Consider the following 10,493-nt stretch of genomic DNA (forward strand, 5'->3'; position numbering starts at 1 on the left):
GTAATTCTTCTCCTGTGTCTGCCCCCCGCGACGCGGCCGCGCCGAGAGCGACCCTCGCCGACGCGTCCGGCGCGTCCTCATCCGCGCTCCGGGTGGCCTTTTCCGCGCGTCGCTCCGGCCGCCCTCGTCCGGCGGGCCCTTCCCGAGCCCTCCGGCGACCACGACGGCACCTCCGGCGACGCCGACCATCCCGACAAGGAGAGCGCAGTGTCCAACGCGGAAGCCGGTTCGGGCATCACCGTCACGGGGATCGACGACAGGTACGGCGCGCTGTGCCAGGGGTTCAACCAGCGATGGACGGCCCGCCCCGACTACATCAAGATCGTACGTTCGACCGCCGACGTCATCGGCGCCCTGGAAGAGGCGCTGAACAGCGGCCGCACGCGCGTGGCCGTCCGCTCGGGCGGCCACTGCTACGAGAACTTCGCCGCCGCGCCCGACGTGCGGGTGATCATCGACATGGGCCGGATGGACCGCGTCCACCACGACCCCGCCATGGGGGCGTACTGCGTGGAGGCCGGCTCCACCAACTGGCACATCTCCACCCAGCTCTACCGCGAGACCGGCCGCACCCTGCCCGCGGGGTCGTGCTACTCGGTGGGGGCCGGCGGCCACATCAGCGGCGGCGGGTACGGGCTGCTCTCCCGCCGGCACGGCCTCACCGTCGACTACCTGCACGCCGTGGAGGTCGTGGTCGTCCGCCGCGACCCGCACGGCGACTACCGGGCCGAGGCCGTCGTCGCCCGCAGGGACGCCGGCGGCGACCTGCACGACCTGTGGTGGGCGCACACCGGCGGCGGGGGCGGCAACTTCGGCGTCGTCACCCGCTACTGGTTCAAAGACCTGCCGCGGCCGCCCATCAACGTCTGGCTGAGCGCGGTCGCCTGGGAGTGGGAGGGCATGACCTACGACCGCTTCGCCCGGCTCGTCGGCAACTTCGGGGAGTTCTGCGCCGAGCACGGCGCCCCGGGCAGCCAGTACGCCGGCCTGTTCGCCATCCTGAAGCTCACCCACCGGGCGGCCGGCAAGATCGGCCTGATCACGCAGGTGGAGGCCAGCAACCCGGCGGCCGGGCGCGACCGGCTCGACGCCTTCCTGGCGCGGGTCGAGGAGGGCGTCGGCCTGCCCAGGGCCACCCTCGACGTGGGCACCGGCGAGCATCCCGAGATGCCCGGCATGCACGACGAGCCGCGCCTGATGCCCTGGGTCCAGGCCACCCAGACGCTCAACGGCTCCGGCGACAACCGGCGCGGCAAGCACAAATCGGCGTACCTGCGCAAACCCTTCCCCGGCTCCCACATCCAGGCGATGTGGAACTTCCTGTCGGGCACCCCCGACTCCGGCGACTACGACACCACCGCCTACGCCAACCCCGAGGCGCTGGTGCAGGTGGACACCTACGGCTGCCGGATCAACGCCGTCAGCCCGCACGAGACGGCCGTGGCGCAGCGCGACTCCGTCATGAAGCTGCAGTACCAGACGTACTGGACCGACCCGGCCGAGGACGCCGTGCACGAGCGCTGGATCCGCGAGCTGTACAGCAGGGCGTACGCCGAGACCGGCGGCGTGCCCGTCCCGGCCGCCCCCAACGACCCCGGCGCCGTGACCGACGGCTGCTACGTCAACTACCCCGACCGCGACCTGGGCGAGGAGGAGTGGAACCGCTCCGGCGTGCCGTGGTACCGCCTGTACTACGGCGACAACTACGACCGGCTGCTGCGCGCCAAACAGCGGTGGGACCCGCACGACGTCTTCCGCCACGCCCAGTCGATCAGGTAGCGGGGGCGGCCCCGCGCCGTCACTCCCCCGCCGTCACCCGGCGCGACGGACCGGTGAGGCGGAAGGAGCCGTGGGCCAGGCGGCGCACACGCTCCTCGTCGACGAGGTGCCCGAGGCCGGGCTGGGTCAGCGGAACGGCCACCACGCCGCCCGACGCGCCGACCGGCGGCGTGACGATCTGGGCGTTGCGCGGAGGCTCGTTGACGTCGCTGGGCAGCGTGCAGCCCGGCAGGCTGGCCACCGCGACGGTCGCCGCGCGGGCCAGGCCGGTGCCCCGCCCGCCGGCCGCGGTGATGTCCCACCCCGCGCCGGCCGCCCGGTCGTGCGCGCGGCGCACGGCGCGCAGCGACCCGAACCGGGACGGGCGCAGCAGCAGCGCGTTGCCGGCGCGTTCGGCGACGGCCCGCTCGACGGCGTCCACCGAGTGCACCTCCACCGCGACGGCGGCCGAAACCCGTTCACGCAGCCGCGCGTGCAGCTCCAGGTCGGGCGAGTTGCCAGGGCCGCCGAAGGGGCGCTCGATCGCGGTGACGCCGTAGCCGTCCAGCGCCTCAAGAGCGGAGGTCTCGGTGTAGGCGCCGCGGCCGTCGACGGCCAGGGCGAGCGCGGGGTACGCCGAGCGCACCGCCCGCACGGGCTCGACGTCCCAGCCGGGGTGGATGTCCAGGGTGACGTGGGCGTACCCCGCGCAGACGTGCCGGTTGACCCGGGCCACCATGGCCTCGAGCGACCGCTCGGCCGCCAGCCGCACGGTCGCGATCAGGGAGGTGCGGGTGCCGCCCAGCGCGTGCGCGAGGGGCACCCCCTGCATGCGGCCCCACAGGTCCCAGCAGGCGAGGTCGACGGCCGCGCCGCCGGGAACGTCGCCTAGATCATCGGGGTGGTTCCAGTCGACGCCGAGAAGGGCGGGGCCGAGGGATTCCTCCAGCGTCGCCCAGGTTTTCGCACTCGGATCGTGCTCGGCGGCGCCGCCCTCGGGGACGTCGCCGCGGTCGGGCGACTGGACGGCCTCGCCCCATCCGGTCATGCCGCCGTAGTCGGTCAGTTTGATCAGAATGGTCTCCGGGCGCCGGCCGTAGGGCAGCACGAGCCGGAAGACTTCAAGCTCGCGGACGCGTGGCATTGAACCCCCTCGACGGAACACCTGCCCTTCCATGGTGCCCGTTGCGCCGAACCACTCCAAACCCGGCCGGTCAGCGCAGGGCTCGGCCGGCCGCGAGCACGCCGAGGAACGCCTGCCCGACGATCAGAGCGAAGCACGGGACGAAACCCCACGCGGCGGTCTGGTAGGCGGCGAACACCGCACCGGCCGCCGCGATGGCCACCACCGAGAAGACCTGCTCGCCGATCTGCAGGGACGAGCTGTTCTTGCCCTCCTCGCCCGGTCTCGACAGCTTCAGGGTCAGCACGGACAGAGTCGGGTAGACCAGGCCGATGCCGAACCCGGCGACCATCCAGGCGACCAGCCCGACGGGGACGGGCACGGCGTCGACCACGAGCAGGCCCGTGCCGGCGATGCCCGCGGTCAGCAGGAACGCCCCGCCGCGCAGCAGCAGGCGCTGGTCGTACGGCCTGCGGCTCTGGATCCAGGACGCCAGCGACCAGCTCAGCGCGGACGCGGTGAGGAACAGGCCGGCCATCGTCGGGCTGAGCCCGCGCTCGCGGATGAGCATCAGCGGGACGAACACGTCGGCGGCGAAGGACGCCCCGCCCACCAGCCCGCGCACGAGCACGACCGCCGGCAGGCCCCGCGCCGCCAGCAGGGTGCCGGAGGGCAGCAGGCGGGGCAGCGCGAAGGCGAGGACGACCAGCCCGACCACGAGCAGCGGAAGCCCGATGCCTCCTCCGCTGCCGCCGTACTGCATCAGCGCGGCTCCGGCGGCCACCACCACGCCCCACGTCAGCAAAGCGCCGAACCCCTGCCCCCCGCCCACCGCGGAACCGCCGTCCCCCACCGCGCCGGCCGACGCCCCGTCGTGCGCCCCGACACCGCCCTGCGCCGTCACACCCGGTGCCGCCGAACCAGCCGATTCCACAGGACCAGCCGATGCCACCGGACCAGCCGATGCCACCGGACCGCCCGATGCCGCGGCACCGCCCGGTGCCGTCGCGACGTGGGCCGGCACCGGGCCGCCAGGTGCCGCCACGCCGTTCGGCACCCCGCCGGGCGCCGCCACACCACCTGGTGCCGTGGAGCCGTCTGGTACCGCGGGGCCCTCGATCGTCGTCGTGCCACCGTACGTCTCCGGCGCGTCGCCGCCCCTGCGCGGCGCGACGGCGCCCGCCGGGGCCGCCGGGGCCGCGCCGCCGGTCCCCGGTACGGGGGCGGCGGGCGTGGTGGTGCGGGCGGTGAGGCCGCGCCATAGCAGGAGCGCGGCCGGGGCGACGAGCAGAGGGGTGCCGAGGAAGATCCAGCGCCATCCGATGTGCTCGACGACCGTGCCGGTGACGGCGGGGCCCACGATCGAGGGCAGGACCCACGCCGTCGCCAGCAGCGAGAACACCTTGGGATGGGTCTCCGGCGGGTACACCTGGGCGACCAGGACGTACAGCGCCACCGAGAACAGGCCGCCGCCGATGCCCTGGACGAACCTTCCGGCGATCAGCACGTGCATCGTCGGCGCGAACCCGGCGATGAGCAGGCCCACGGCGAACGCCCCGGCCCCGGTCCACAGCGGCGCCACCGGCCCCCGGGCGTCGCCCCACCGGCCGCCGGCCACCGTGGCGATCACCCCGGCGGCCATCGACGCGCTGAACGCCAGGCCGTACAGCGGCAGCCCGCCGAGAGCGCGGGCCGCCGCCGGCATGGCGGTCGCGACGGCGAGGTACTCGAACGCCACGAGGGCGACGAGGGCGACGATGCCCGCGCTCAGCGCCCGGTAGGGGCGGCTGAACACGCCCGGCGGAGCGGCCGCGACGGAGGTCTGGGTCATTGCTGAAGACACCTGGTCGAAGATAGGGCGTGGCGCCGGCCCGTCGCATCGGGCCCGGCCTGGGTATTTGGTCCTACGACGCCCGGATGCCGAGCGTGCGTTCGGCCCACTGGCCGATGTCGCGGCGTTCCACCGCCGCGGCCATCAGGGCGGGAAAGGCGTCGGGGGTGCAGGCGAAGGCCGGCACCCCCAGGGCGGCCAGGGCCTCGGCGTTGTCCCGGTCGTAGTGGGGCTGGCCCTCGTCGGAGAGGGCGAGCAGGACGATGACCTGCACGCCGGCGGCCGTCATGGCGGCCACCCTGCGCAGCATCTCCTCGCGGACCCCGCCCTCGTAAAGGTCGCTGATCAGGATGAAGATGGAGTCGGCCGGGCGGGTGATCAGCCCCTGGCAGTAGGCGATGGCCCGGTTGATGTCGGTGCCGCCGCCGAGCTGGGTGCCGAACAGCAGCTCCACCGGGTCGTGGAGCTGGTCGGTGAGGTCGACGACGCTGGTGTCGAAGACCACCAGGCTGGTGCGCAGCGACCGCATCGAGGCCAGCACGGCCCCGAACACGCTGGAGTACACCACGGAGGCCGCCATGGAGCCGCTCTGGTCGATGCAGAGCGTCACCTCGCGCACCACGGCCCGCTCCCTGCGGGCGTAGCCCACCAGCCGGGACGGGACGACGGTGTTGCGTTCGGGCAGGTAGTTCTTCAGGTTTGCCCGGATCGTGCGATCCCAGTCGATGTCGGACACCCGCCGCGGGCGGTGGGTGCGGGCCGACCGGTCGAGGGCGCCCGCGACGGCGGTCCTGGTGCGCTGGGCGAGCCGGCGTTCCAGGTCTTCCACGACCTTCCGCACCACCTCGCGCGCGGACCGCCGCGCCGTCTCGGGCATCACCTTGTTGAGCGACAGCAGGGTGCCGACGAGGTGGACGTCTGGCTCGACGGCCTCCAGCATCTCGGGTTCGAGCAGCAGGCGGGTGAGGTTGAGCCGCTCGATGGCGTCCTTCTGCATGACCTGCACGACCGTGGAGGGGAAGTACGACCGGATGTCCCCGAGCCACCGCGCCACCCGGGGCGCCGACGCGCCCAGGCCCGCGCTCCGCGAGGAGTCGCCCCCGTTCCCGCCGCCGCGCCCGCTGTCGTAGAGCGCGGCCAGCGCCGCGTCCATGCGCATGTCCTCGTCGCTCAGCCCGCCCCCCACGCCCCCGGACCCGCCGGCCCCACCGCCCGACCCCTCCGCGTCACCACCCAGCACCAACCGCCACCGCCGCGCACGCTCCTCCATCACCCCTCCACCTCCACAACAGAACGCCTCACGATCCCCCTCAGCCCGCCCCCGGCCCCGGCACCCGAGCCGAAGCACAAGCCGCCCAGCATCAACCACCACCGCCGCACACGCTGCTCCATCACCGCCGCCCCTCCGCAACCACGGCAGAACACCGCACGATCCCCCCGCAGCCCGCCCTCCACGCCGCCGGCTCCACCAGCCCCACCGCCCGACCCCGCGGCCCCGCCGCCCAGCACCAACGGCGACCGGGGCTCACGCTCCTCCCCGACCAGCACAGGACGCCCCACGATCTCCCCCTCAGCCCTCGCCACCGACTCCACCACCCCCACCAACCGACCCCCCGCCCCCGCCGCCCAGCACCGACCGCGACCGGGGCTCACGCTCCTCCCCGACCAGCACAGGACGCCCCACGATCTCCCCCTCAGCCCTCGCCACCGACCCCGCGCCCCCGCCGCCCAGCACCGACCGCGACCGGGGCTCACGCTCCTCCCCGACCAGCACAGGACGCCTCAGGTGCCGGCCCTTGCCGGTCATCGGGTGTCGCCGAGGATGGTCAGTACGGTGGCGACGGCCGGGGCGGCGCGGGCGGCGTCGGGCTCGGGGACGCTGGGCCGGCCGGACTCGGCCGAGGTGACACGCGCGCCGATGGCGCGGCGCTCCGGGGCGGGGAACGCGCCGAAGGTGCGGCGCAGCAGCGGCAGCACGTCGATGAACGCCTCGGGGCCCAGGCCCGTGAGCCAGGTGTCGATCAGGCCGAGCAGGGCGGCGTCGTGGACCAGCAGCAGGCCGCTGCCGGACAGGAACCCCTCGACCCAGGCCGCCGCCCGCACGGCCGGAGTGCCCGCCGACATCGACCGCGACATGCGGCGAGCGGCCTCCTCGGCGGGGATGGCGCCCGCGTCGAGCAGGATGCGGGCGAGCCTGCCGCCGATGAGGCCGTGCAGGTCGCGCCGCTCGGCCACACCGCGCAATGCCGCGAGCCAGGCGTCCCTTCCGGACTCCAGCAGCCCCACAGCGGTGTGCACGGCGTCGACGTGGCCGAGCAGGTCGCGGGCGGAGTCGTCGTCGAGGCCGGTGGCGGCCACCGGCAGGCCCGCGCAGATGCGGCTCAGCAGCGAGTCGACGATGACCGACAGGCCGCCCGCCGGGGTGCCGCGGACGTCGCCGTACCGCTGGGCGCGCACCAGCGCGGGCAGCGCCGCCATGAGGTGCGTGACGTCGCTGTCGAGGGCCGCCCGGGTGGAGATCGACGACAGAACGTACGGCAGCGCCTCGGGAAGGTCGGCCAGCAGGCACCGCTCGGCCACGCCGGTCAGCTCGGCCAGCGTCGCCGGCCGGGCGGCGGACGGCGCGGGCCCGGCGTGCCGGGTGGTCCGCGCGGAGCCGAGGTCGACCAGCTCGCGCACGCGGGAGGTGGCGGCGGCCGGCACGGTGGTGCCGTACGCGCTCGCCTCGATGAGCTCGATGTCGAACTCCGGGCGCCAGGCGAGCGTCCAGGACTCGCGGAAGGTGCCCTTGCCCCGGGCCTCCCGCGGCGTGCCCCAGGCGACGCCCAGCAGGCCGAGGCGGTGCAGCAGGCGGCTGCGCTCGAGGTCGAGCGGTTTGCGCAGGTCGAGGTCGAGATCGCGCTCAAGCGCCTCGGCGGGCATCTTCAGGCGGCGCCGGCGTTCGCGCAGGTCGCGTTGCAGGGGCATCATCGGGGTGCTGTCGGGGACGCTTCCGAGCCGCTCCCCCACCACCATGCGCCGCTGGATCAGCTCCACCGGCAGCTCGTCGCCCTCGCACAGCACGGCGCGGACCGCCTCGGTGACCTCGCTCAGCCCCGCCAGCGGGCGCCCGCGCACCACCGCCAGGCTGTGCGCCAGCCGTACGGCCTCGATGACGTGGGCGGAGGACACCGGCAGGTCCTCCTCGCGCAGCACGGCGGCGGCACCCGCGAGCCACCGCTCGATCGGGCGGTCGGGGGCGGCGAACAGGTGGTCGTACCAGCCGGGCGAGGTGACGCCCGCGCCGTAGCCGCTCCAGGAGGCCAGCCGCCCGTACGTCCACGGCACCCAGGTCATCTCGACCTTGACCCGGGCGAGCCCCTTCAGCAGGCGCTCGTCGGAGGCGGCCGGGCCGATGGCGCGCAGGGCCGGGACGTGCCAGGCCCCGCACACCACGGCGACGCGCCGGTAGCCCTCCTTCAGGGCGCCGCGCACGGTCTTGCGCATGTACGCCTCGCGGCGTGCCTCACGCCCTCGGGGCGTGTAGCCCTCGCGGGCGGCCTCCATCGCCTCGGCGATCACCTCGAACGGCGCGTCGCCGCGGTGCTCGACGGCGTCCTCCCACCAGCGCTCGGGATCGTCGTACCCCGCCGCCCGGGCCAGCTCGCCGATCGGGTCGGCGTGAGAGGCGGGCACCTCCTCGGCCTCCAGGCGATCCCCCGCAGCACGACGATCCCGCGCGGGATCGTCGTCACCGACCGGGCCACCGCCCGCGACAGGATGGCCCTGCCCGGCGGTGCCCTCGCCCATGACAGGGCGCCCCTGCGAGCCAGGCCCGTCATCTCCGTCAGGACGGGCCTGCGCCACCATCCCGTCGCCTGCGATCGGACGGTCTTGCCCGGCGGTGCCCTCGCCCGTGACAGGGCGCCCCTGGGGACCGGGACCATCACCCCCGCCGGGGCGGGCCTGCACTACCGCCCCGTCGCCTGCGACGGGGCGGTCCCGCCCAGCGGGGCCCTCGCCCGCGACAAGGAGGCCCTGGGGGCCAAGGCCATCACCCCCGTCAGGGCGGGCCTGCACTACCGCCCCATCGCTTCCGACGGTGCGGTCCTGCTCGGGCGGGCTTCCGCTCGCGGCGGGACGGTCCTGCTCGGCCGGGCTTCCGTTCGCGACGGGGCGGGCCTGCTCGGCCGGGCCGTCGCCGGGGACGGGGCGACCCTGCGGGACGGGGCCGTCGTGCGCGGGCGGGCCGGTGTCCGGGGTGCGGTCGGCGGCGCGTTCGGCGAGGCTGTGGGCGGCCGGCAGGTCGCAGAAGCGGGCGGGGATGCCGGCGGCCGCGGCGTACCTGATGGCCTGCCACTCGGGGGAGAACGCCGCGAACGGCCAGAAGGCGGCTCGTGACGGCTCGCCCGGCACGTGCGCCAGCAGCGCGACGGGCGGCTCCAGATCGGGGTCGGCCGCCAGCGCGATCAGGTGGTCGGCTTCGGGAGGGCCCTCGATGAGCACGATGTCGGGGCGCAGGCGGGTGAGCTCGGCGACCAGGGCGCGCGCCGAGCCGGGCCCGTGGTGGCGCACGCCGAGCACCGTCGTGGTGGCCTCAGGAGACATCGCGGCAGGCTCGGTAGAAGTCACGCCACTCGGGACGCTCGCGGACGACGGTCTCCAGGTACTCCTGCCAGATCACCCGGTCGGACACCGGATCCTGGACGACCGCGCCGAGGATGCCCGACGCGACGTCGCCCGCGCGCAGCACGCCGTCGCCGAAGTGCGCGGCCAGCGCGATGCCGCTGGTCACCACGGAGATCGCCTCCGCTGTGCTGAGCGTGCCGCTCGGCGACTTCACCGTGGTGCGGCCGTCGGCGGTCGTGCCGGAACGCAGCTCGCGGAAGATCGTGACGACCCGGCGGATCTCCTCCATGGCCGTCGGCGTCTCGGGCAGCTCCAGGGAGCGGCCGAGCTGGGCGACACGCCGCGAGACGATGTCGACCTCCTCTTCGGCGCTCGCCGGCACGGGCAGGACGACGGTGTTGAAGCGGCGCCTGAGCGCGCTGGACAGCTCGTTGACCCCGCGGTCGCGGTCGTTGGCGGTGGCGATCACGTTGAACCCGCGTGTCGCCTGGACCTCGGCGTTGAGCTCGGGGATCGGCAGGGTCTTCTCCGACAGGACGGTGATGAGCGCGTCCTGCACGTCGGAGGGCATGCGGGTGAGCTCCTCGACGCGGGCCAGGCGGCCCTCGGCCATGGCGCGCATGACCGGGCTCGGCGTCATGGCCTCGCGCGAGGGGCCCTCGGCGAGCAGGCGGGCGTAGTTCCAGCCGTAGCGGATCGCCTCCTCGGCGGTGCCCGCGGTGCCCTGCACGAGCAGCGTGGAGTCGCCGCTGATCGCCGCCGCCAGGTGCTCCGACAGCCAGGTCTTGGCGGTGCCCGGCACGCCGAGCAGCAGCAGCGCCCGGTCGGTGGCCAGCGTGGCCACCGCGACCTCGACGATGCGCCGGGGCCCGATGTACTTGGGGGTGATCTGGTCGCCGTCCCCCAGCAGGTAGGTGGTCACGGCCCACGGCGACAGCCGCCACCCCGGCGGCCTGGGCCGGTCGTCGGACTTGGCCAGTACGGCCAGCTCGTCAGCGAACTGGTCTTCCGCGTGCGGACGCAGAACGCTCATATCACGCTTCAACTCGCTCTCGCGTAGAGGTGTGGTGCAAGAAGGATCAGAAGGACGAGGACGGTGGGGACGGCGCCCGGTCGCGCCGGGAGGCCGCCCGTTCTCGCCGGGAGGAGACACCGGGCCGGCGACCGGGCAGG

At 74.7% G+C, this 10,493-nt stretch carries 6 protein-coding genes; 1 reads left to right on the forward strand and 5 read right to left on the reverse strand.

All coding sequences use genetic code 11. From position 1 onward, the window contains the following. Positions 1-207 precede the first annotated feature (207 nt). The gene (locus tag PYR91_RS01685; protein WP_279777074.1) at positions 208-1,779 is read left to right on the forward strand and encodes an FAD-binding protein; all 1,572 of its coding nucleotides are present in this window, start codon (positions 208-210) and stop codon (positions 1,777-1,779) included. A gap of 19 nt (positions 1,780-1,798) precedes the next feature. Here the strand turns inward: PYR91_RS01685 and PYR91_RS01690 are convergent, their stop codons facing one another. The 5 genes from PYR91_RS01690 to PYR91_RS01710 all read right to left on the reverse strand — a co-directional run bounded on the left by PYR91_RS01690 (position 1,799) and on the right by PYR91_RS01710 (position 10,353). After that, positions 1,799-2,902 carry an enolase C-terminal domain-like protein gene (locus PYR91_RS01690; RefSeq protein ID WP_279777075.1) on the reverse strand — a complete coding sequence of 368 codons (1,104 nt, stop codon included), beginning with the start codon at positions 2,900-2,902 and terminating at the stop codon, positions 1,799-1,801. Between the two features lie 70 nt (positions 2,903-2,972). Beyond that, complete coding sequence (locus PYR91_RS01695; RefSeq protein WP_279777076.1) at positions 2,973-4,712, reverse strand: MFS transporter; 1,740 nt, start codon at positions 4,710-4,712, stop codon at positions 2,973-2,975. A gap of 73 nt (positions 4,713-4,785) precedes the next feature. Continuing rightward, on the reverse strand, positions 4,786-5,982 hold the full coding sequence (locus PYR91_RS01700; RefSeq protein WP_279777077.1) for a VWA domain-containing protein: 1,197 nt from the start codon (positions 5,980-5,982) through the stop codon (positions 4,786-4,788). A 533-nt stretch (positions 5,983-6,515) separates the two neighbouring features. Continuing rightward, a complete protein-coding gene (locus PYR91_RS01705) occupies positions 6,516-9,299 on the reverse strand; it encodes a DUF5682 family protein (protein ID WP_279777078.1) in 2,784 nt (927 codons plus the stop codon). Continuing rightward, on the reverse strand, positions 9,289-10,353 hold the full coding sequence (locus tag PYR91_RS01710; RefSeq protein ID WP_279777079.1) for an AAA family ATPase: 1,065 nt from the start codon (positions 10,351-10,353) through the stop codon (positions 9,289-9,291). The genes PYR91_RS01705 and PYR91_RS01710 overlap by 11 nt, the downstream gene beginning before the upstream one ends. Positions 10,354-10,493 lie beyond the last annotated feature (140 nt).

The sequence above is a fragment of the Sphaerisporangium sp. TRM90804 genome, assembly GCF_029846175.1.
GTDB lineage: Bacteria > Actinomycetota > Actinomycetes > Streptosporangiales > Streptosporangiaceae > Sphaerisporangium.

What these genes read in the sequence shown, in the direction of transcription:
- PYR91_RS01695 (WP_279777076.1), bottom strand. Translation starts at nt 4,712, where the DNA reads ATGACCCAGACCTCCGTCGCGGCCGCTCCGCCGGGCGTGTTCAGCCGC.
- PYR91_RS01700 (WP_279777077.1), bottom strand. Translation starts at nt 5,982, where the DNA reads ATGGAGGAGCGTGCGCGGCGGTGGCGGTTGGTGCTGGGTGGTGACGCG.
- PYR91_RS01690 (WP_279777075.1), bottom strand. Translation starts at nt 2,902, where the DNA reads ATGCCACGCGTCCGCGAGCTTGAAGTCTTCCGGCTCGTGCTGCCCTAC.
- PYR91_RS01710 (WP_279777079.1), bottom strand. Translation starts at nt 10,353, where the DNA reads ATGAGCGTTCTGCGTCCGCACGCGGAAGACCAGTTCGCTGACGAGCTG.
- PYR91_RS01705 (WP_279777078.1), bottom strand. Translation starts at nt 9,299, where the DNA reads ATGTCTCCTGAGGCCACCACGACGGTGCTCGGCGTGCGCCACCACGGG.